The organism is Georhizobium profundi, assembly GCF_003952725.1.
GTDB classification, from domain to species: domain Bacteria; phylum Pseudomonadota; class Alphaproteobacteria; order Rhizobiales; family Rhizobiaceae; genus Georhizobium; species Georhizobium profundi.
On record NZ_CP032509.1, the window covers coordinates 1,184,835 to 1,204,687 of the forward strand.

Consider the following 19,853-nt stretch of genomic DNA (forward strand, 5'->3'; position numbering starts at 1 on the left):
TACGTCACTCCGCCGCCTGACGACGCGCAGCGGCGATCCTGGTCAGAAACGCGCGCAGTGCTGCAGGCCGAACCGGCTTGTTCTGGATGGCAATTCCTTCCGCATCCGCCATGGTGCGCACCTCCACCGTTCGGTCGGCGGTGACCATCAGCGCCGGCAGGTCGGCCGCAAAGTGCTTGCGCAGGCGAATGACCGCCCCGATGCCATCGCCGTCATCCAGATGATAATCGACGATCAGCGCGTCCGGCGCCGGATGCGTGGGTGAGAGCGCGTCGATATCGGCGATCGAATGCAACCCGGTGACAGAGCAGCCCCAGCCCGTGAGCAGGGTGATCATGCCTTCGGTGATGCGTTTTTCGTTGTCCAGCACGAGGACGCGGAGACCGCCGAGGCTCGTCATCGGCCGCATGTCGTGACCGCCGATCTTCTCCGCGATCGCCACGCGGCTTGCCTTTTCCATCGGAACGGTGACGCGGAAATCGGTGCCGCGCCCGGATACGGAGCTCAGGCTGACGCGGTGATTGAGCACGCGCGCCATGCGATCGACGATGGAAAGGCCGAGACCGAGGCCGCTGGCGGTCCGCATGCCTTCCTCGAGTCTCGCGAATTCCTTGAAAACGGTGCGGAATTTCGAGGACGGTATGCCGATGCCCGTATCGACCACCTGGATCTCAACATCCTTGCCCCGCCGCCGAGCCCCGACGACGACGCCACCGCTCTTGGTGTATTTGAGCGCGTTCGAGACAAGGTTCTGGATCAGGCGGCGCAAAAGGTTTGGGTCGGTGCGCACGACGAGCGATGTCTTCATGACCTTGAAGCGCAGGTTTCCTGCGGCGGCGACCGGCGCGAAGTCCGTTTCGATCCGGCGAAAGAGCTCATCGAGCGCGACGACGGAGAAACGCGGCTTCATCGCTCCGGTGTCGAGGCGGGAAATGTCCAGCACCGCGCCGAGGATCGATTCCACGGAATCGAGCGAGGAATCGATGTTGGTGGCAAGGTCGCGGTTCGCCGTGTCGTCGAGGCGTTCAACGAGTGCTGACGAATAGAGGCGGGCGGCATTGAGCGGCTGGAGAATGTCGTGGCCGGCTGCCGCGAGGAAGCGGGTCTTGCCGATATTGGCCTCTTCGGCCGTGGCGCGGGCTTCCGCGAGCTCTTCGTTCACCCGGGTCAACTCGAAGGTGCGCTCGGCAACGCGCTGCTCCAGTGTCTCGTTGATCTGCTTGAGGGCGAGATCGGCCTTTACGCGCTGGGTGATGTCGGCATAGGTGGTAACAATGCCCTTGTCGGGCATCGGGTTCGACCGGATTTCAATGATCCGACCGAAGCTCGGAAGTTCGAGCGCGAAGGCCTTGTCCATCACCATGAAGTCGGCAAGCACCTTGTCGGCCTGCTTCGGGTCGATGTCACCGCGCTCCTTCATGATCGCGATGATCTCGCGCAGCGGAAACCCGACCTGCCCGACGGCTTCGGGCAAGCCGAGCAGGTCGCGAAAACGGGTGTTCCAGACGGTCAATCGGCTCAGATGATCGAAGACCGTTATGCCCTGGTCCATCTGGCCGAGCGCCGTCTGCAGCAGGTCGCGATTGTACTGTAGTGCCTCCGAGGCCTCGTCGAGGAGCCTCGCCGTGGCGGCCGATGTATCGTCATGCTTCTGGAACAGGAGCGAGAGCACCAGGCGCGAGGACGCGGAGCCGATCGCGCTGCCCAGAAGCTGTTCCGCAAACCGCACCAGGCCCATGTCCACCGCGGATTGGGGCTCCAGCCAACGACCAGTGGTCGTCTCGTAGGTGTGGAACGAGCGTTCCGTGCGCCGCTCGCCCAGATAACGCGCGATCGTCGCCTTCAGGTCCTTGACGGTCACCTTCGTGGACCAGCGGCCGGAAGCTGGGTTTGCCAGTGACCGCTGCGGGATGAAGACGTTCGCCTGCAGCCTTTCAAGGGGCTTCAGATCGCGCGACAGGGAGCCCACGACGTAAAGCACGATGTTGAGCCCGAGGCTCAAGACGGTTGCGTTCAGCAGCGGATCGGCCATGGCCGGCGACGTGGCGTCCATTCCCGGAAGCAGGAAACTCAGGATTTGGGCCGAAAGCATGGTCTGCTCGGGCCCACCAAGGCTCGGGATGAAGAGGAGATAGAACCAGACCAGCGTGCCGCCGATGAGGCCAGCCACGACGCCTCGCGCATTTGCACCGCGCCAGATGAGACCGCCGAACAGCGCGGGGGCGAGCTGGGCGATCGCCGCGAACGATAGGAGGCCGATCGACGCCAGGCCTCCGCTGACATCCGATGCGCGGAAGTAACAGTAGCCGAGAAAGACCGTGAAGAAGATGGCTGTGCGGCGAATGCGCAGGATGGTCAGCGAGGCGTCGCGGCCGGCGATCGAACGGCGAAACGAGCTTTGGCGCAATAGCACCGGCATCACGATGTCGTTGGAGATCATGATCGAGATCGCCACCGAGGCGACGATGACCATGGCGGTTGCGGCGGAAAACCCGCCGATGAAGGTGATGAGCGTGAGTTCCGGCACGTCGAAGGCAAGCGGCAGGGACAACAGATACAGATCAGCGTCACCGCCGCCGTCGAAGACGATGAGGCCGGCGAGCGCTACCGGCAGCACGAAGAGGTTGATGGCGATGAGATAGGCCGGAAAGAGGAAGGCTGCCGTCTTCAGCTCGTCGTGGGTGCGGTTTTCCACGACGGTGACATGGAACTGTCGCGGCAGGAGAATGATCGCAAAGGCCGAGAGCACCGTCAGCAGGAGCCATCGGCCGAGCGACGTTTCATAGGCCATGGCTTCCACGGCCTGCGCGTTCATCTGCGCCGCCTCGAAGAGGACCCCCGGGGAATCGAAGATCCAATAGACGACGAAGAGACCCACCATGGTGAAGGCGATGAGCTTGACGACGGATTCCATGGCGATGGCGAGGATCAGGCCGTCCTGGTGCTCTGTCGCATCTGTATGACGGGTCCCGAAGATCACGGCGAAGACGGCGAGCATGCCGGCGACGACCAGCGATATCTCGGTGACGAGGAAAGACTCGCGAATGCCATCGGCGCCGTTTGCATTGACGATGGCCGTCACGCTGCTGGACACGGCCTTCAGCTGAAGGGCGATATAGGGAACGGCGCTGATGACGGCGATGAGGGCGACGATGCCTGCCACAAGCGGGTTCTTGCCGTAGCGCGCCGCGATGAAATCCGCGATCGACGTGATCTTTTCGGCTTTGGCGAGGCGCACGATGCGGCGGATGACGGGAAAGCCGATCGTAAACATCAGGATCGGGCCGATATAGATCCCGAGAAATTCGAGTCCGCGCTCCGTCGCAAGGCCCACGGAACCGAAATAGGTCCAGGACGTGCAATAGATCGCCAGGCTCAGTGCGAAAATGACGGGCCGGCCGGCAAGCCGTCGCTTGGGGCGCATGCCGATCTTGTCGCCATAGGTCGCAATGGCGAAAAGCAGCAGCATGTAAAACAGCGCCGAACAGAAAATGACCCAGCCGGCGACCATTCAACCTCCCCAATCGCCCTGCCGTCATAAGACAGAAACGCCGTCCATTACGACAGGAAAGCATAGCGCGATCCGGACTTTGCGCAAATCATGCGAAAGACGGTGCGCAAGTCCTACCGCATGCGCGAAATCGTATCGTGGTGCACCATTGCTTGTGATAATCCTGCACAATGCCGGTCACAGCACGCCGGCTTGGTCGAGGGGTTACCGACCGCCAATGGAGGGTAGTCAATGCTGAACGAATTCAAGGAGTTTATTGCCCGCGGCAACGTCATGGACCTGGCAGTCGGTGTGATTATCGGCGGAGCCTTCGGTCTGATCGTTTCCTCGGTCGTCGATGATGTCGTCATGCCGCTCGTCGGAGCCGTTCTCGGCTCGGGCGTCGATTTTTCAAACTACTTCATTCCGTTGTCGTCCGACGTCACGGCCAATACGTTGGCAGCCGCCCGCGAACAGGGCGCGGTTCTCGCCTACGGCAACTTCCTGACGGTCGTGATCAATTTCGTGATCCTCGCCTTCATCATCTTCTTGATGGTCAAGGGCGTGAACCGGCTTCGTCGCAAGCAGGAAGACCCGGCGCAGGACACCGCTCCGCCCGCCGATATCCTGCTTCTGACCGAGATCAGGGACCTGCTGAAGAGGTAGGTTCGTCCATCATCAGCATCGATCCGTCGATCAGTGCTTATGACGTGTGCCCCGCCTCGAATCGCGATAGGCAGTGCCGATCAAGAGGCGGAGTACATTCATGTCCCTCATGGACCATCTGAGCCCGATTGCGCATTCCGTGCCGGAAAGCGGGATCGTCGAAGTCGTCAATCACGGGCGCAGCCGTGAAGGGCTGATTGCGCTTTGGGTCGGCGAGGGTGACCAGCCGACGCCAGCCTTCATCTCGGATGCCGCGTCGGCATCGCTGACGCGCGGCGAGACGTTCTACACCTGGCAGCGCGGCATCCCCAATCTGCGGCAGGAACTGGCCCGCTACCATACACGCCATTTCGGCGCGTCTTTCGACGCGAACGAGTTCTACGTGACGGTTTCGGGCATGCAGGCGATCCGCATCGGCCTGGAAGCGATCGTCCCGGCAGGATCAGAGGTGCTCTACCTGTCGCCGGCCTGGCCGAACTTCCCGGCCGCGGTTACCATCTGCGGCTCGCAACCGGTGCCCGTGCTGCTCGAATTCACCGAACGCGGCTGGAACCTCGATATCGGCAGGCTCGAAGCGTCCATCACGCCGCGCACAAAGGCGATCTTCGTAAACTCACCGTCCAACCCGACCGGCTGGACCGCGTCGGCCGACGATCTCAAGCAGATCCTCGATCTCGCCCGGCGCCATGGTCTTTGGATCATGGCGGATGAAATCTATTCGCGCTTTTATTATGCCGGTGGCCGTGCACCATCGTTCTTCGACATCCGGGAAGAGGGCGACCGCATTCTCTTCGTCAATTCCTTTTCCAAGAACTGGGCAATGACCGGCTGGCGGATGGGATGGATCACGGCGCCGCCGGAAATGGGCCAGGTGCTGGAGAACCTCATCCAGTACGCAACGTCGGGCGTGCCGCATTTCCTGCAGCAGGGCGCTGCGGCAGCACTCGAACACGGCGACGGTTTCGTGGACGAACAGGTCGAGCGGGCGCGTCAAGCACGGGATCTCTTCTGCGATGCGCTGCTGACAACCAACCGCGTGCGCCTCGTGAAACCAGATGGCGCCTTCTACGCGTTCTTCGCGATCGACGGCATCGACGACCCGAGACGGGCCGCACTCGACATTGTCGACAGCACGGCGGTCGGGCTTGCGCCGGGCACGGCATTCGGTGCTGGAGGCTCGCCCTTCTTCCGCGCCTGCTTCCTGCGCCGCCTTGACCAGGTGACGGAGGCTGCCGACCGGTTACAGGCGTTCATCGCCGACCGCTGACGTCTGGCGAACCTCCCTTCCAAAGCCTGTTGCAACTTCGCCACAGCGCTGAAATCGTGGAGAAGTTGAACTGGATCGTAAAGGATTGGTTCATATTTTCAGCGATAGTGGCGCCATGAAATTCAAGCGATCCACTCCCTCAATCGGGTCGCCTATGGAGAAGACAATGAAGCACATCATCGCAATCGCACTTGCCTCTACCGTCATGTCCGCATCGGCATTTGCAGCCGACGCCATCGTCTACAACGAGCCGGCTCCCGCCAGCGCTCCTTTCGTCGCTCCCGGCTTCGACTGGACCGGTCCGTATATCGGTATTCAGGCTGGTTATGCCTGGGCCGAGCTCGACACCGGTCCTGCAACGATCGACGCTGACGGCGTGCTCGGCGGCATCCATGCCGGTTACAACTACGACTTCGGCGGCTTCGTCGTCGGCGGCGAAGTCGACTACGACTTCGCAAATGTCGAGATCGATGGTGGCCTCGGTGAAATCGACGGCGTTGCACGCGCCAAGCTGCGTGCCGGCGCCGATCTCGGCCAGGTTCTCGTCTACGGTACGGCAGGTGGTGCTTATGCGACCGCCGACACCGCTCTCGGTGACCTGAATGATTTCGGCTGGCTCGTGGGCGCTGGCGTTGATTTCGCTGCTACCGACAACATCATCGTCGGTGCCGAGTACCTCTACCACGACTTCTCGAACTTCGACGACAGCGGCATCGACGTCAACGTCCACACTCTGAAGGCGAAGGCTTCCTTCAAGTTCTGATCGCCTGAGAGCGACAAAGCTAAAGCAAAGGGCGGGCGAAAGCTCGCCCTTCTGCTTTTCGGCCAGTGAGTGCGTGACCGATTCGGCTGCCGCCTCGCGCCGACACAGCGATCTCAGACCGGCTGGGCTCCGGTGCTTTCGTCGATCGCACCCTTTGCCACCAGTGCCTGGTAGTTTCTCATCTTGGCGCGACATTGCGCGATGGCGAAGCGTTTCAGGAGGGTGTTGATGCTCGTGCTGAAGGATTTGAGCTTCAGCAGGCTGTCATCTCCCCAGCCATCCACCATGAAACACGCATAACCATCACCTCGCCGTGCACAGCAGATATTCTGCGGCGTCAGATCGCTGACGACGATGGGTGCCGCCAGCACCTTGCGGAAGAAGTCTTCAACTGCCTGCTCGGCAGCGGGGGTGAACGTCTTGCGCAGGATCATCTGGCGGACATCCGGCGCCAGCGTGCCGTCGTCATCGCGCACGATGCCAACGACCAGCCCGGGTCCGAGATTGGTTTCCAGCAGGCCGCGGATCGGCGTCATGAAATCCGGGTAGCCGCCAAGCGCATAGAGTGCGAATTGCTCGCGCAATTCGTCGATCTGCATGGAATGGGCGCCGGAGCGATAGAAATACCGCTTCCAGCCCTGGAAGGGACGGGTCCAGTTCTTCAGGTCCGGGCGAACGATCTTGATGCAGCAACTGGGATCGCCGGGGTGATGAAACACCCGCCGCTTCGTGCCCTGGCCGATGAGAGGCACATCGGTCAGGTCGAGCACATCGTGATGGCTGCTGGACAAAATCGCGGTTCTCTCCGGCGGGAACAAGGTGGTGGACGAGGATTTGCCCGTCATTGAGCCAAAAAGCTCATGCGTCAAGGCAATCGCGTCGACGACGAGGCTGCATCTGTCCCGTGGGCGCTGGAAAAATTTATCGTTCTTCGTCCGTTACGCTTTGAATCATCCTGTGTCGCCGGCGCATGGCGGGCAAATTTTCCGTGGGGTGACGCAGGAGCCGGAAAAGTTCTCGGAGACCCTGTCCTCCCGGTTTGTCAAAAAGCGCCCGGGCTCATATTTAGCCTTCAAGTTTTCCTTGCTTATTGTCGGAGTTCACAATGCCCCAAGCGCGCAGCCTGCTGATCGCAGCTCTCGTTTCGCCCCTTCTCGCCAGCACGGCATTCGCCGCGCCGGATGGCTGGAAGCCGCTTCTCGAGCCGCAAGAATTGTCCGCGATCCTGGCGCAGGACGAGACTGTCCGCATCATTCGCGTCAGCGGTGACAGCGGCTTCATCCCGGGCGCTGTTTCCGCACCCTATGCCGATTGGCGTGGACCTGCGGAGAACCCCGGCGCGCTCCGCGAAGTGGAGTACTACCAGGATCTCGTCCAGAGCCTCGGCATCGAGGCCGACACGCCGGTGGTGCTGGTTCATGAAGGCGCAGACACGACCGACATGGGCACCGCAGCGCGCGTCTACTGGACGCTGAAGTCGCTCGGCGTGGAGGATCTCGCGCTGGTCAATGGTGGCTTCACGGCCTGGCGCGAGGCGGGCCTCGATGTAGAGAATGAAGCTGGCTCCGTGACGGCGAGCAGCTGGGAGCCTCAGTGGTCGGATGAGTGGCGTGTCTCCACCGAAGAAGTCGAGCAGCATGTCGCTTCCGGTGATGCCCGCCTGATCGACGCGCGCCCGCAGAGCTTCTTCGAAGGCATCATGTGGACCGTCGCCGATCCTGGCACGCTGCCGGATGCCGGTAACCTCACCTATGAAAGCTGGTTTGAGGGCAACCGCATGGTCGATGCGGCAGCTGCCCGCCAGATTGCCGAGGATTACGGCCAGACCGATGCGCCGCTTACGGTATCCTTCTGCAACACTGGCCATTGGGCGGCAATCAACTGGTTCGCGCTGAGTGAAATGGCCGGCGTCGAGAACACCCGCCTCTATGCCGAAAGCATGGCGGAATGGACCCAGGCGGACCGTCCCGTCGCCAACCAGCCGAACGCCTTCACCTATTACTGGCTTTCGACGAAGCGCTGGGTGGAAAGCCTCTTCTCCTGATCTCGGGATCGGGCCTGAAGTCCACCTTTTTAATCCAGACGTCCGCCGCGCCCTGATCGGGGCGCGGTCCGCATTGTTCAGGTAGTGATTGAAATGATCCTCAACCGTCTGTCGCTGATCGCCGCCAGCCTCGTGCTGGTCGTCGTCGTCTTCGGCCTCGCGGGTCCGCGCGCGGCTCTTCTCGTTCTGGTCGGCATCGGCTTTGGCCTTGCACTTGAGGGGCTTCGCTTCGGCTTTGCCGGCCCATGGAGGGTGATGATCACCGAAAGGGACGGGCGCGGTCTGGTCGCGCAGCTGCTGGCGATCGGGCTGACTGCGGCCGTCGCCATTCCACTACTCGCCTCTGCACCCGGTGAACTCATCGGTGCGCATGCGCCGATCGGCCTGGCGATGATCGCCGGTGCTTTCGTGTTCGGTGCGGCCATGCAACTGGTCATGGGCTGCGGATCGGGAACGCTGGTCAATGCGGGCAGCGGCAATCTCATCGGCGCCGTCGCCCTTGTCGGCTTCATCGCCGGCAGCTTTCTCGGCACCTTGCATCTCGACTGGTGGACGGGCCTCGGCGCACTGCCCACGCTCACGATCCAAGGGCTTGCCGGGACCAATGGGGGTCTGGCGCTCACGCTCGTAGGACTTGCTGCGGTTGCCGCCTTCGTGATCGCCCGTTCGGCGCCTGGTAAGAAGATGCCGCCGCGCCGGTTGTGGATCGCAGCGATCCTCATCGCGCTTCTGGCCATCGGCAACCTTATCGTCGCCGGACAACCCTGGGGCATCGTCTATGGTCTCGGGCTTTGGGGCGCCAAGATCGCCCAGGCAGTCGGCATGGATCTCGCCGCCAATGCATTCTGGTCTGGCCCGGTGCATGCGGAGCGGCTGGAGCAGAGCATTCTGACCGACTACACGTCGCTCACCAATGTCGGCCTTCTCTTCGGCGCGTTCCTCGTCATGCGGTGGCGTGCTCCCGTCGGTGAGCAGGTCAAGCGCCTCAAACTCGAAAGCTGGGCCGTCATCCTGATCGCCGGTCTCGTGCTCGGCTACAGCGCCCGCATTGCGTTCGGCTGCAATGTCGGGGCGTTTTTCAGCGGCATTTCCACCGGCAGCCTGCATGGCTGGGTGTGGTTTGCGGCAGCGTTTATAGGATCCGGTGTCGGCCTGAAGCTTCGCCCCGTGCTGCTGCGACCAATGACGCCCCCTGTCGGAGAAGGACAACCCGCATGACGAGCGAACACTACCGCTTTCCCGGCCGCACGCTCGTGGCGCTGACCACGATGCTGGTCGTTCTGGTGCTCGCTGCCTTCGATCTTCAGGCATCGGGCGGCATTGATCCCTTCAACGCTCCGAGCCCCATTGCGCTCGGCTCCGGTCAGGCACCGGGCGGGGCCCACTGCTCCGGCGCGTGAGCAGCGCGCGTCTTTTCACGCGTGGGATTTCTCGGCTAACAAGGCCGGCGGGCAGTGGCGCTCGAATGCGGCGAGTATCTCCAGCCAGGCAGGGGAGAACTTGTCGGATTCGGGATAGGGCGCGAAACGATCGATAAGTCCCTCAACGTAATCGCCGTGCTCGATCACGGTCCCCACCAGCGCTGGATCGGGCGTTGTATCGACAACCAGCAATCGTCCAGCGCTGCGGGCGCCGAATGCCTGGGCAAGCTCTATGCGCAGATCTTGCGGCACTCCCTGATTGTCCTTGACGACGAACACCACATCCGGATCTTGAAGACGCCCCCGGAACTTCTCGAGCAGATGGGCGACCTTAGCTACTTCCTCGGCATGAATTGCGCGTCTTGTGTCCTCATCGTGGAGCCATCCGACGCTGTCGGACTTCATGCGGGTGTGAAATGCGATGTCGTATGCCGCGTCGCGCACCATGCCGAAATCCGGCATCAGGTTCTCGAACAGGAAGAGACCGGCGAAATCGCGCTCGAAGAGCTTCAGCAGCGACGCAGGCGGACAGAAGGCCCAGCGCAGCAGACCGCCTGCTTCACAACCCAGTGCGCGCTGAACGAAGCCAAATTCGCAATTGATACCGACATTCTCGAAGCGCTCGACTGCCGCGATCTTCTGCATGCCTGCTTCCCCCAAAGCCTTGAAGGCAGAATGGCGGGCGAAGCGTGCGGTGGCAATCCAACTGCAACGAAAGATTGAATAGAATTCGCAGCCGTTAATCTTTCGTTAACCACTTTCACCGCAATTTCTGCGTGTACTTCTTTCGCTGCATGACGCGCGCCTTCCTCAGGATTTTCCCTCAGTGACCAGTGTTCTGACCAATCGTGCCGCCATGGCTGCGAGCGCGACCCTGCGTTCTATCGCCCTTCTCTCAAACTCTACACAGCTTCAGGCGTCCAGCGGTCTGCGCATTGGCAGCGCCAGCGACAACGCTGCATACTGGTCGATTTCGACGACGATGAAATCCGATGCAAAGGCCCTCGGCGCAGTCGGCGATGCGCTTGGCCTCGCGCGTGCCAAGATCGATGTCGCTTATCAGAGCTTGTCTTCGGTGATCGACGTGCTGAGCGAGTTTCGGGCAAAACTGGTCGCTGCGCAGGAACCGGGCGTCGATCCCGCAAAAATTCAAAAGGAACTGGATCAACTCAAAGGCCAGGTGGAGTCCATCGCCGCTTCTTCGAGCTTTAACGGCGCGAACTGGTTGAGCACCGACATTGATGACATCCACGACCGAACGCTCGATGTCACCCATGTGACATCGACGATGACCCGAAGCGCTAATGGCTTCTCGGCACTGTCCACGATGGAATTTCACCTCTCGGAGACATCGCTCTTCAACACCAGCGGCGGCGGGCTCCTGGAGCCCGACAGCCGCCTTTCTCTCACGCTCGGCGGTATTCGTAACTCCGATAACTACCGGAACCAGGACGGCGAAATCGTCATCGATCGTTTCAATACGCTAGCAGGCGAGCGGGCACGCTTTAAATTCGACTTCACCGGACCCATGACCTTCGATGATCCATCGGACGCGATCACTTTCGACCTGGTCGTCGACAAGGACAATCCGAGCGATGTGGCGCCGCCTCACGATCAAGGCCGTACCACATCGCTGCGCATCGACCGGACCGTCGTCGACGCGGTTCTGCCGTCAGCCAACGGGACGATCGGGACGTATCAGGACTACATCCGCGTGCTAAATCACGTCCTTACCCCAGCTGGTGCATACGCAACGCAGGTCTTGGACTACGATGACGATGGAAACATTTTTGTTGTCGAGGACGCAATAGGGCTCAGCACATCCGAAAATTCAGGGCTCGACGGCTCCTACCTCGAGATCAGCGGTCTGACGGCAGTCGGTGTTTCTGCAAGTGGCTTGACGGATCGGCAGGTTTTCGGAACGCGAGGCTCGGGCATGACGCTTTCGTTTTCGCCGTTCACCGTGCATCTGGACGGAAAGTCGGACGACGGCGTGAAGGTCTCATTTTCCTTCTCGGCAAATGGCGAACCTCAGCGCTTCTATGAGTTCGATCGCAGCTATGTGAACGCGCTCTTCGACCGGGATACGGGCAAGGTCGAGACGGTGGAGGAGATGCACGAACTCCTCACCTCCCTAATCGCCGCAGATTGGCCGGACGTGCTTATCGAGGTCGACGGCGCGTCCACCATATCGATACGCACCGATCCTGCCGTCGATCGGCTGGCGGGCGGGCGAACGAGGATCGGGTTCAGCAATATCGACGTCAGCATCGAGCCGCTCGCGGATCTGTCGTTTCGAGCCATCGACATCGCAACTAACCCCGCGATGAAGGGGATTTATCTCAACTACATGGACACAGTGCTGCAGAAGGCGATCGATGGCACTGCGACGCTGGGCGCATTCCGAAAGCGCATCGACATGCAGACCGACTTCAACGCGAGCCTGATCCAGTCGATCGAAAAAGGCGTTGGCAGGCTCATCGATGCCGACATGAACGATGTCTCGACGCGGCTGAAAGCGCTGCAGGTGCAGGAACAGCTGGCCGGACAGTCGCTCGCCATCGCCAACGACAATACCGATCTCGTGATGCAGCTGTTCAACTGAGCAGGACGCCCCGCGTCGGTTGAGCGGGATCTCCAAACGCACAGAAAAGCCCGGCGCGAGGCCGGGCTTTTGCTTTTGAAATGTCAGGTCCTGATCAGAAGCGGAAGTTCACGCCGACCTTGACCGCATGGAAGCTCAGATCTTCCGCGATCGACACGCCGCCGGCGTTGAAGATCTCGTCGTCACCGAGGTCGGTATAGGAATACTCCGTCTGGAAAGAGATGGTGTCCGTGACGGCGTATTCGACGCCAGCGCCAACCGCGAAGCCGTGCTTGACGTCGTTGTCGGTCGAGACGCTGCCGATGCCGGTTGCCGAAAGCGTCTGCTCGGTTTCGCCATAGGCGTAGCCGCCGTGTGCGTAAATAAGCAGATCATCCATGGCGAAGCCGGCGCGAGCGCGAACGGTGCCGAGGTACTTCAGCGTGGATTCCGCCTGAACTGCACCGAAGCCCGGAACGGCGGCAGTGATTTCGGCTTCATGGTTGGTTGCTGCAATATCGGCAACCGTGCCGAAGACGAGCTGGCCGAACTGCTGGTCGTAGCCGATCTGCGCGCCGCCGAGGAAGCCGCTGCCTGAAACGGAGAGATCCAGCGTGTCGGTGCCGTCCGTGCCGGTAAAATCGTAGTCGCCGGTCGTCACGCCACCGAAGGCGCCGACATAGAAGCCCGACCAGTTGTAGGCGGCCGCAACCGGCGCCGCTGCAGGTGCAGATGGAACCGACATGATGGCGTCGGCAGCGTATGAAGCAGTACCAAGTGCGAGAAATGCCGCCGATGCGGCAAGAACGATTTTCATGGGAGCCCCCGTTGAAGTTGATTCGCCTGCAAGAAGTACAAGCTATGAGGGCGCGGCACTGTCTCCCTAATGCAACACGATGGCGCTAAGTATTTATTATATCGGGCTAATTTTATGTTGGTGAGGTGTGTGGTGGTTCGACGGGCGCCTGCTGATGAAATCGAAAAGGATAATGTCCTAAGACGTAGTCCTAGAAAGTCTTTCGTATGGGGGAGGGCTGGTGCTGCGAGAGAGGATTGAACTCTCGACCTCTCCCTTACCAAGGGAGTGCTCTACCACTGAGCTACCGCAGCTTGATGGCCGGCGCGGGCTTGCCGCGGGCAGGGGCCTATTGCCATAGGTTCAGGGGGAGTGCAAGCCGCATCTCGCATCGTTTGAGCGGGCGATGCCGATGGCCGTATTCGCACGGCACAGGCTTTGATTGCATGGTGGGATCGGCTAAAGCGACGTGATCATGAGTGATGAAATCGGCAAGAGCGACAGCGGCCAGAGCGTCATTGGCGAGCGCGACATTGGCAAAAGCGATGAGGCCAGGTTGATCGGAACGACACTGAGCGGCGCGACGCCCAAGGATGCCGGCGGGGCCGTGGCGCGCGATGCGACTGGCAATACGCAATCGCCTAAACCAGACGCGGCCATGGCGCCAAAGGCGGTCAGTGCGGCCGAGCGCAAGAAAGAGCGGCTGGCCGCAGCGCTTCGCGACAATCTCAGGCGTCGCAAGGCGCAGATGCGCGGGCGTCGCGCTATGGGCGACGGTGCGGACGACAGCGGCAGTTCCTGAGCGTCCTGGCGCTCGGCAAACAGGCCGCGGCGTACTCCGGGAGTGGCTTTTGCGCGGCATGCTCACTTGGCGCCCTGTGGATGGTGCGAATCAGTCTTGATATCCGCATAATTGATCTCTAGCGCGCCTGTGGGGCATCGAAGATGCGGTTCATGGATGGCGCTGAAAATAGCCACCGTGCGGCCGCATCTCATCAGGCGCGTCACGCCGCTCTTGCGGTGCCGGCGCGCAGATCTGAATTCAATCGGTCGCAACGATGCGACGGGCAGCCCGCGAATGGGTTTTGTCGATCACCAGGAGAGGGCGGACTTTCAGTCCGCATAGCAAGCGCATGGATCGTATCAAAGTCATCGGCGGCAACCCTCTTTCGGGCATCATCCCGATTTCCGGCGCCAAGAACGCGGCGCTGCCTCTGATGATCGCCTCGCTCCTGACCGACGACACGCTGACGCTCGAAAACGTGCCGCATCTGGCGGATGTCGAGCAGCTTGTGCGCATTCTCGGCAATCACGGCGTCGACATCACGGTCAACGGCCGGCGTGAGCGCCAGGGCGAAAGCTATGCCCGTACCGTGCATTTCACCGCGCGCAACATCGTCGACACGACCGCGCCTTATGAACTCGTCTCCAAGATGCGGGCGAGCTTCTGGGTCATCGGTCCGCTTCTAGCCCGCATGGGCGAAGCCCGGGTTTCGCTTCCCGGTGGCTGCGCCATCGGCACGCGTCCGGTGGATCTCTTCCTCGAAGGCCTCGCGGCGCTCGGCGTCGAGATCGAAATCGACGGCGGCTATGTGAACGCCAAGGCGCCGAAGGGCATTGTCGGCGGGCGCTACGTGTTCCCGAAGGTCTCGGTCGGCGCGACACATGTGCTGATGATGGCGGCGACGCTTGGCAAAGGCGTCACCGAGATCGAGAACGCTGCACGCGAACCGGAAGTCGCCGATCTCGCCAAGTGTCTGAACGCCATGGGCGCGAAAATCTCAGGCGCCGGCACCTCGACGATCACGATCGAGGGCGTCGCCTCGCTTTCGGGCGCGCGTCATCGGGTGCTTCCGGACCGCATCGAGACGGGCACCTATGCGATGGCCGTCGCCATGACCGGTGGCGATGTCGTTCTCGAAAACACCGATATCAACCTGCTGCGCTCGGCGATGGATGCCCTTCAATCCGCCGGCGCGCAGATCAGCGAAACGGAAAGCGGTATCCGCGTCGTGCGCAATGGATCGGGAATCGCCCCGGTCGATGTGACGACCGATCCGTTTCCGGGCTTTCCGACCGATCTCCAGGCCCAGTTCATGGGGCTGATGACGATGGCCAAGGGCGAGTCGCGGATCACCGAGACGATCTTCGAGAACCGGTTCATGCATGTGCAGGAACTCGCGCGGCTTGGTGCGCGCATATCGCTTTCGGGCCAGACCGCCACCGTTAGCGGCGTCGACCGGCTGAAGGGCGCGCAGGTGATGGCTACCGATCTGCGGGCATCGGTGTCGCTCGTCATCGCCGGGCTTGCTGCCGAAGGCGAGACGGTCGTCAACCGCGTCTACCATCTGGATCGTGGGTTTGAGCGGCTTGAGGAAAAGCTCACCAACTGCGGCGCGCAGGTCGAGCGCATCTCGGGCTGATCGGCCCGGGTGCGGTAATCGAGCTGTCGCCGTTGCGAAACCGGATGGGCGTGCTTATGTTGCGCTGCACAATGAAATGCGAGCACGGCCGCTCGCGTGGCATGGCCCGCAGCGGATCGACCGCATTGCGCATCGGCGCCGTCTCCAAGAGAATGCAGTGATGGATCTGATCAAACTCATAGCCCTCGACAGCGAAGACCTCGACGTTCTTTCCGCGCATATGCAGGACGCCGTGCTGAAGGTGGGCGACATGAGCTACGACGCCAAGAGCCGGCAGTTCGTGCTCGGAGCCAACCGGTTCGTCTGGGAAGTCGCACAGGGCAAGCGGCAGAAGAGCTTCGAGCGCCGGCGCGCCGCGATGCATTTCGATCGTGTGCTTGGCGTGCGCTCCAGGGGCTTCGATCGCGGTGCGCGAGAGACGGTCTTGTCGCTGCTCGCGGTTCAGTTCGTGCCCGATGTTGCGACAGAAGGACCGGGTGGAGAGATTGAACTGATCTTCGCCGACGATATTTCCGTTCAGCTCAACGTTGAATGTATCGAGGCGCAGCTTGCCGATCTTGGACCAGCATGGGAAACCCAGCGCCGACCGCGCCATCCAGAACGTGATTGAGCGCTAAAGTATCTGTGCAGGGAGCAAGCCGCTTGGCCATTCGTCTCGATCATCAGGAACCGGATTTCGAAGAACGTTTCGCGGCGTTGCTTGCAACCAAGCGCGAAGTGTCCATCGATGTCGGCGATGCTGTCGCCAAGATCATTGCCGATGTGCGCGCGCGCGGTGATGCCGCGCTGATCGAATTGTCCAAGCAGTATGACGGTATCGACCTGGAGCATGACGGTCTGGCCGTGACCGAGGCCGAAATCGATGCGGCGATGGATCTGGTCGATGCGCGGACCTTGGATGCGTTGCGGCTTGCGGCCGAGCGGATCGAGGCGCATCACAGCCGCCAGCTCCCGCGCGATGATTTCTACGAGGATGCGCTTGGCGTGAAGCTCGGTTCGCGCTGGACGGCGATCGAGGCGGTGGGCCTCTATGTGCCGGGCGGCAAGGCGAGTTATCCGAGCTCCGTCCTGATGAACGCTGTTCCTGCCCGGGTGGCCGGTGTCGAGCGGCTGGTCATGACGGTTCCGGCACGCGCCGGTGCGCTCAATCCCGTCGTGCTTGCGGCTGCGCGCATTGCCGGCGTAACCGAGATCTACCGCATTGGCGGCGCGCAGGCCGTCGCGGCGCTGGCCTTCGGCACGGAAACAATCAAGCCGGTGGACAAGATCGTCGGACCGGGCAACGCCTATGTGGCTGCAGCCAAGCGGCAGGTGTTCGGCCATGTCGGCATCGACATGATCGCCGGCCCGTCGGAGGTCCTTGTGGTGGCCGATGGCGGCAACAGTGCCGATTGGCTTGCGGCCGATCTGTTGGCGCAGGCCGAGCATGACGAAGCGGCACAGTCGATTCTCATCACCGATGACCGCGAGCTGGCGGATGCCGTCGAGCGCGCCGTTCTCGCCCAGCTGACGACGTTGTCTGGCCGGGAGCGGGCGGAAGCCAGCTGGCGCGATCATGGCGCCGTCATCACGGTGGGCGATCTAACTGCCGCACTCCCGCTGATCAATCGGATCGCCGCCGAGCATCTGGAGCTGGCGGTCGAGCGGCCGCACGATCTTCTGCCGCATATTCGCAATGCCGGCGCCGTCTTCATGGGTCGCCACACGCCGGAAGTGATCGGCGACTATGTCGGAGGGTCCAACCACGTGCTGCCGACGGCCCGTTCGGCGCGGTTCTCGTCCGGCCTCTCGGTGCTCGACTACGTCAAGCGCACGTCGGTGCTGGAGCTCGGGCCGGATCAACTGGGCGCGCTCGGGCCGGCGGCCATCGCGCTGGCGGAAGCTGAAGGTCTCGACGCCCATGCGCGTTCCGTTTCCATCCGCATGAACATGCCGGGTTCGTGATGGGGACAACGGGCGTCTTCCGGCTCAGCGACGTCGAACTCGACGAATCGATCGGCCGATCGACGCCCGATGTCGAGCATGAGCGGGCAGTCGCCATCTTCGACCTCGTGGAAGAAAACAGCTTCGAGCCGGTGGGGCACCCGGGCGGACCGTACAAGCTAAAGCTCTCGCTGGTCGACATGCGCCTCGTCTTCGCCGTCACGACGGAAAGCGGCGATCCGGTCGTGACGCACATCCTGTCGCTGACACCGTTCCGGCGGATCGTGAAGGACTATTTCATGATCTGCGAAAGCTATTACGATGCAATCCGGTCGTCCTCGCCGGGCCAGATCGAGGCGATCGACATGGGGCGCCGCGGCATCCACAATGACGGTTCGCAAACGCTGATGGACCGGCTCGAAGGCAAGATCAAAGTCGATTTTGCCACCGCGCGCCGCTTGTTCACCCTGATCTGCGTTCTGCACTGGCGCGGTTGATGCCACCCGCCGATACCGACACGCCCGCCGAAGAGAGGCGCGATCCGGGTTCGGTTCTCTTCGTTTGCGGCATGAATTCGATCCGCTCGCCGATGGCCGAGGCAATGGCGCGTGACATTCTCGGGCCCGGCACCTATATCGCTTCGGCGGGCGTCAGGCCGGGAACGCGCGATCCGTTCGTCGATGCCGTTTTGAACGAGATCGGGCTGGATCTCGGCAAACGGCAACCGCAACTGCTCGACGATCTCGAGGATGGCTTTTTCGACGTCATCGTCACGCTCGCTCCGGAGGCGCATCACCGGGCGCTGGAGCTGACGCGGACAAATGCGGTCGACGTGATCTACTGGCCGATGCCGGATCCGACGGTCGCGACTGGGACGCGCGAGCAGATCCTGGAGAGTTATCGCGATGTGCGCGACCGGATCAGGACTGCGATTATGGCGCGGTTCAGGTCCAGACGCGACTGATCTGGCCGCGGTTGGCCCAAGTGGCATCGCAGTCGCCGGCATGATCTCGACGGTTCACAAAGGTAACCGGATTGTGTAGTTTCCGCCCAATTTCGGCCGAGGCCTCGGCCTGGGCACTTAAAAAAAGAAAGAACCGACCTGTATGGCAAAAGAAGAAGTCCTGGAGTTTCCGGGCGTCGTGACCGAACTGCTTCCGAATGCGACCTTCCGCGTGAAGCTGGAAAACGAGCACGAGATCATCGCCCACACTGCCGGACGCATGCGCAAAAACCGCATCCGCGTGCTGGCTGGTGACAAGGTGCTTGTCGAAATGACGCCCTATGACCTGACCAAGGGCCGCATCACCTATCGCTTCAAATAGCCTTCCAGACGGCCCCAGGCGGCCGGCGGAACGGCTGCGGCTCGGGCTCACCCATGGCGTTGTCCAAGAAACTCATTCTTGCATCCGGTTCGCCTCGGCGGGTCGAACTGCTTGCGCAGGCCGGCATCGAGCCTGACAAGCTGATGCCGATGGAAATCGACGAGACGCCGGCAAAGTCGGAGCACCCTCGCTCGCTTGCCCGGCGCCTGTCGAAGGAGAAGGCGGAGGCTGCGCGCGCCGCGATCGTGTCGGATCCAGCGCTCAAGGGCCATTTCATTCTCTCGGCGGACACCGTGGTTTCTGTCGGCCGGCGCAGCATCGGCAAGCCCGAGCGGGTGGATGAGGCATCGAACGCCCTCTACCTGCTCTCCGGCCGTTCGCACCGCGTGTTTACTGGTGTGTGCGTCATCACGCCGTCCGGCAAGCTGCGGCAGACGATCGTGGAGACACGGGTGCGCTTCAAGCGGCTGTCGACGGTTGAAATCGATTCCTACCTGGCATCGGGCCAGTGGCGCGGCAAGGCGGGTGGGTACGCCATCCAGGGTTTTGCCGGTGCCTTCGTGGTCAAGCTCGTTGGCTCCTATACGAACGTCGTCGGCTTGCCGCTTTATGAGACCGTAGGTCTCCTGACGGGCGAGGGTTACGACGTGCATTTGAACTGGCTGGAAGCACGCTGAGCATGATTGACGGTGTCGACGGCAAAGTGACGCCCTTGCGCAAGCCGCGGCCGTGCCCGGAATGCGGTAAACCCTCCAGCCGGGCCACGTTTCCGTTCTGCTCGACCCGCTGCAAGGAAATCGACCTCAATCGATGGCTGACGGGAGCCTATGTCATTCCGGTGCACGAAGACGATCCGGAAGAGGGCGATGGCAGCCTGCCGGACGACGATCAAACAGGCCGCGAATAGACTGACAAATTTCGGTGCCGGGTGCTGGACACCGCAATTTCGGGTGGCTATAACCCGCCCACTTCGAAGGGCCAGCCAACGGCCTTTCCCACCGCAGAAATGTCGGCGGATCAAGAAGATGCCCAGGTAGCTCAGTTGGTAGAGCATGCGACTGAAAATCGCAGTGTCGGCGGTTCGACTCCGTCCCTGGGCACCATTTCCCTGAAGCGCATCTCTTCCGTTGCAACCGACCAGAATTGACCGG

At 61.8% G+C, this 19,853-nt stretch carries 20 protein-coding genes and 2 tRNA genes; 17 read left to right on the top strand and 5 right to left on the bottom strand.

Annotation, left to right across the window (positions count from 1 at the left end; all coding sequences use genetic code 11):
* Window positions 1-4 precede the first annotated feature (4 nt).
* Complete coding sequence (locus D5400_RS05515; protein WP_126008451.1) at window positions 5-3,511, bottom strand: PAS domain-containing hybrid sensor histidine kinase/response regulator; 3,507 nt, start codon at window positions 3,509-3,511, stop codon at window positions 5-7.
* Window positions 3,512-3,742: 231 nt separating this feature from the next.
* Between D5400_RS05515 and mscL the strand changes: the two genes are divergently transcribed.
* The 3 genes from mscL (at window position 3,743) to D5400_RS05530 (ending at window position 6,186) form a co-directional block, all read left to right on the top strand.
* Window positions 3,743-4,156: a large conductance mechanosensitive channel protein MscL gene (mscL, locus tag D5400_RS05520; RefSeq protein WP_126008453.1), complete on the top strand. Its 414-nt coding sequence runs from the start codon at window positions 3,743-3,745 to the stop codon at window positions 4,154-4,156.
* Between the two features lie 100 nt (window positions 4,157-4,256).
* Window positions 4,257-5,423, top strand: coding sequence for a pyridoxal phosphate-dependent aminotransferase (locus tag D5400_RS05525; RefSeq protein ID WP_126008455.1), 1,167 nt, complete (start codon window positions 4,257-4,259; stop codon window positions 5,421-5,423).
* A gap of 166 nt (window positions 5,424-5,589) precedes the next feature.
* Window positions 5,590-6,186 carry an outer membrane protein gene (locus D5400_RS05530; protein ID WP_164527805.1) on the top strand — a complete coding sequence of 199 codons (597 nt, stop codon included), beginning with the start codon at window positions 5,590-5,592 and terminating at the stop codon, window positions 6,184-6,186.
* 113 nt (window positions 6,187-6,299) lie between these two features.
* Here D5400_RS05530 and D5400_RS05535 read toward each other — a convergent pair whose 3' ends face one another.
* Window positions 6,300-7,031, bottom strand: coding sequence for a YrbL family protein (locus D5400_RS05535; protein WP_126008459.1), 732 nt, complete (start codon window positions 7,029-7,031; stop codon window positions 6,300-6,302).
* Window positions 7,032-7,291: 260 nt separating this feature from the next.
* Between D5400_RS05535 and D5400_RS05540 the strand changes: the two genes are divergently transcribed.
* From D5400_RS05540 to D5400_RS05550, 3 genes are all read left to right on the top strand, one after another.
* Window positions 7,292-8,230: a sulfurtransferase gene (locus tag D5400_RS05540; protein WP_126008461.1), complete on the top strand. Its 939-nt coding sequence runs from the start codon at window positions 7,292-7,294 to the stop codon at window positions 8,228-8,230.
* A 93-nt stretch (window positions 8,231-8,323) separates the two neighbouring features.
* A complete protein-coding gene (locus D5400_RS05545) occupies window positions 8,324-9,448 on the top strand; it encodes a YeeE/YedE family protein (RefSeq protein ID WP_126008462.1) in 1,125 nt (374 codons plus the stop codon).
* Window positions 9,445-9,630 (top strand): hypothetical protein, encoded by a 186-nt coding sequence (locus D5400_RS05550; protein ID WP_126008464.1) that lies wholly within the window; start codon window positions 9,445-9,447, stop codon window positions 9,628-9,630. Before D5400_RS05545 ends, D5400_RS05550 begins: the two co-directional genes overlap by 4 nt.
* Before the next feature lie 15 nt (window positions 9,631-9,645).
* On the opposite strand, the gene D5400_RS05555 is transcribed toward D5400_RS05550, so the two are convergent.
* Complete coding sequence (locus D5400_RS05555; RefSeq protein WP_126008466.1) at window positions 9,646-10,296, bottom strand: hypothetical protein; 651 nt, start codon at window positions 10,294-10,296, stop codon at window positions 9,646-9,648.
* A 181-nt stretch (window positions 10,297-10,477) separates the two neighbouring features.
* Between D5400_RS05555 and D5400_RS05560 the strand changes: the two genes are divergently transcribed.
* Window positions 10,478-12,256, top strand: coding sequence for a flagellin N-terminal helical domain-containing protein (locus D5400_RS05560; RefSeq protein ID WP_126008468.1), 1,779 nt, complete (start codon window positions 10,478-10,480; stop codon window positions 12,254-12,256).
* Between the two features lie 94 nt (window positions 12,257-12,350).
* Here the strand turns inward: D5400_RS05560 and D5400_RS05565 are convergent, their stop codons facing one another.
* Both D5400_RS05565 and D5400_RS05570 read right to left on the bottom strand, forming a co-directional pair.
* A complete protein-coding gene (locus D5400_RS05565) occupies window positions 12,351-13,052 on the bottom strand; it encodes an outer membrane protein (protein WP_126008470.1) in 702 nt (233 codons plus the stop codon).
* Between the two features lie 218 nt (window positions 13,053-13,270).
* A tRNA-Thr gene (locus D5400_RS05570) sits at window positions 13,271-13,345 on the bottom strand.
* A 161-nt stretch (window positions 13,346-13,506) separates the two neighbouring features.
* Between D5400_RS05570 and D5400_RS05575 the strand changes: the two genes are divergently transcribed.
* The 10 genes from D5400_RS05575 (at window position 13,507) to D5400_RS05620 (ending at window position 19,805) form a co-directional block, all read left to right on the top strand.
* Entirely contained in the window at window positions 13,507-13,833 is a 327-nt protein-coding gene (locus D5400_RS05575) for a hypothetical protein (protein ID WP_126008472.1), read from the top strand.
* Window positions 13,834-14,164: 331 nt separating this feature from the next.
* Window positions 14,165-15,454 (top strand): UDP-N-acetylglucosamine 1-carboxyvinyltransferase, encoded by a 1,290-nt coding sequence (gene murA, locus D5400_RS05580; protein WP_126008474.1) that lies wholly within the window; start codon window positions 14,165-14,167, stop codon window positions 15,452-15,454.
* A gap of 160 nt (window positions 15,455-15,614) precedes the next feature.
* Window positions 15,615-16,064: a DUF2948 family protein gene (locus tag D5400_RS05585; protein ID WP_126008476.1), complete on the top strand. Its 450-nt coding sequence runs from the start codon at window positions 15,615-15,617 to the stop codon at window positions 16,062-16,064.
* A 32-nt stretch (window positions 16,065-16,096) separates the two neighbouring features.
* Window positions 16,097-17,398: a histidinol dehydrogenase gene (gene hisD, locus D5400_RS05590; RefSeq protein ID WP_126008478.1), complete on the top strand. Its 1,302-nt coding sequence runs from the start codon at window positions 16,097-16,099 to the stop codon at window positions 17,396-17,398.
* A complete protein-coding gene (locus tag D5400_RS05595; RefSeq protein ID WP_126008480.1) occupies window positions 17,398-17,874 on the top strand; it encodes a UPF0262 family protein in 477 nt (158 codons plus the stop codon). The genes hisD and D5400_RS05595 overlap by 1 nt, the downstream gene beginning before the upstream one ends.
* Window positions 17,874-18,341, top strand: coding sequence for an arsenate-mycothiol transferase ArsC (locus D5400_RS05600; protein ID WP_126008482.1), 468 nt, complete (start codon window positions 17,874-17,876; stop codon window positions 18,339-18,341). Before D5400_RS05595 ends, D5400_RS05600 begins: the two co-directional genes overlap by 1 nt.
* Window positions 18,342-18,483: 142 nt before the next feature.
* Window positions 18,484-18,702 carry a translation initiation factor IF-1 gene (infA, locus tag D5400_RS05605; RefSeq protein ID WP_004435948.1) on the top strand — a complete coding sequence of 73 codons (219 nt, stop codon included), beginning with the start codon at window positions 18,484-18,486 and terminating at the stop codon, window positions 18,700-18,702.
* A gap of 53 nt (window positions 18,703-18,755) precedes the next feature.
* Complete coding sequence (locus tag D5400_RS05610; RefSeq protein WP_126008484.1) at window positions 18,756-19,379, top strand: Maf-like protein; 624 nt, start codon at window positions 18,756-18,758, stop codon at window positions 19,377-19,379.
* Between the two features lie 2 nt (window positions 19,380-19,381).
* Window positions 19,382-19,609 (top strand): DNA gyrase inhibitor YacG, encoded by a 228-nt coding sequence (gene yacG / locus D5400_RS05615; RefSeq protein ID WP_126008486.1) that lies wholly within the window; start codon window positions 19,382-19,384, stop codon window positions 19,607-19,609.
* Window positions 19,610-19,729: 120 nt separating this feature from the next.
* Window positions 19,730-19,805: transfer RNA gene (locus D5400_RS05620), tRNA-Phe, on the top strand.
* Window positions 19,806-19,853: the final 48 nt, after the last annotated feature.

Coding starts and splice junctions, on each gene's coding strand:
- infA (WP_004435948.1), top strand. CDS start 18,484: ATGGCAAAAGAAGAAGTCCTGGAGTTTCCGGGCGTCGTGACCGAACTG.
- D5400_RS05540 (WP_126008461.1), top strand. CDS start 7,292: ATGCCCCAAGCGCGCAGCCTGCTGATCGCAGCTCTCGTTTCGCCCCTT.
- D5400_RS05610 (WP_126008484.1), top strand. CDS start 18,756: ATGGCGTTGTCCAAGAAACTCATTCTTGCATCCGGTTCGCCTCGGCGG.
- mscL (WP_126008453.1), top strand. CDS start 3,743: ATGCTGAACGAATTCAAGGAGTTTATTGCCCGCGGCAACGTCATGGAC.
- D5400_RS05565 (WP_126008470.1), bottom strand. CDS start 13,052: ATGAAAATCGTTCTTGCCGCATCGGCGGCATTTCTCGCACTTGGTACT.
- D5400_RS05555 (WP_126008466.1), bottom strand. CDS start 10,296: ATGCAGAAGATCGCGGCAGTCGAGCGCTTCGAGAATGTCGGTATCAAT.
- D5400_RS05595 (WP_126008480.1), top strand. CDS start 17,398: ATGGGGACAACGGGCGTCTTCCGGCTCAGCGACGTCGAACTCGACGAA.
- D5400_RS05585 (WP_126008476.1), top strand. CDS start 15,615: ATGGATCTGATCAAACTCATAGCCCTCGACAGCGAAGACCTCGACGTT.
- D5400_RS05575 (WP_126008472.1), top strand. CDS start 13,507: ATGAGTGATGAAATCGGCAAGAGCGACAGCGGCCAGAGCGTCATTGGC.
- D5400_RS05515 (WP_126008451.1), bottom strand. CDS start 3,511: ATGGTCGCCGGCTGGGTCATTTTCTGTTCGGCGCTGTTTTACATGCTG.
- D5400_RS05550 (WP_126008464.1), top strand. CDS start 9,445: ATGACGAGCGAACACTACCGCTTTCCCGGCCGCACGCTCGTGGCGCTG.
- D5400_RS05530 (WP_164527805.1), top strand. CDS start 5,590: ATGAAGCACATCATCGCAATCGCACTTGCCTCTACCGTCATGTCCGCA.
- D5400_RS05600 (WP_126008482.1), top strand. CDS start 17,874: ATGCCACCCGCCGATACCGACACGCCCGCCGAAGAGAGGCGCGATCCG.
- murA (WP_126008474.1), top strand. CDS start 14,165: ATGGATCGTATCAAAGTCATCGGCGGCAACCCTCTTTCGGGCATCATC.
- yacG (WP_126008486.1), top strand. CDS start 19,382: ATGATTGACGGTGTCGACGGCAAAGTGACGCCCTTGCGCAAGCCGCGG.
- D5400_RS05535 (WP_126008459.1), bottom strand. CDS start 7,031: ATGACGGGCAAATCCTCGTCCACCACCTTGTTCCCGCCGGAGAGAACC.
- D5400_RS05525 (WP_126008455.1), top strand. CDS start 4,257: ATGTCCCTCATGGACCATCTGAGCCCGATTGCGCATTCCGTGCCGGAA.
- D5400_RS05545 (WP_126008462.1), top strand. CDS start 8,324: ATGATCCTCAACCGTCTGTCGCTGATCGCCGCCAGCCTCGTGCTGGTC.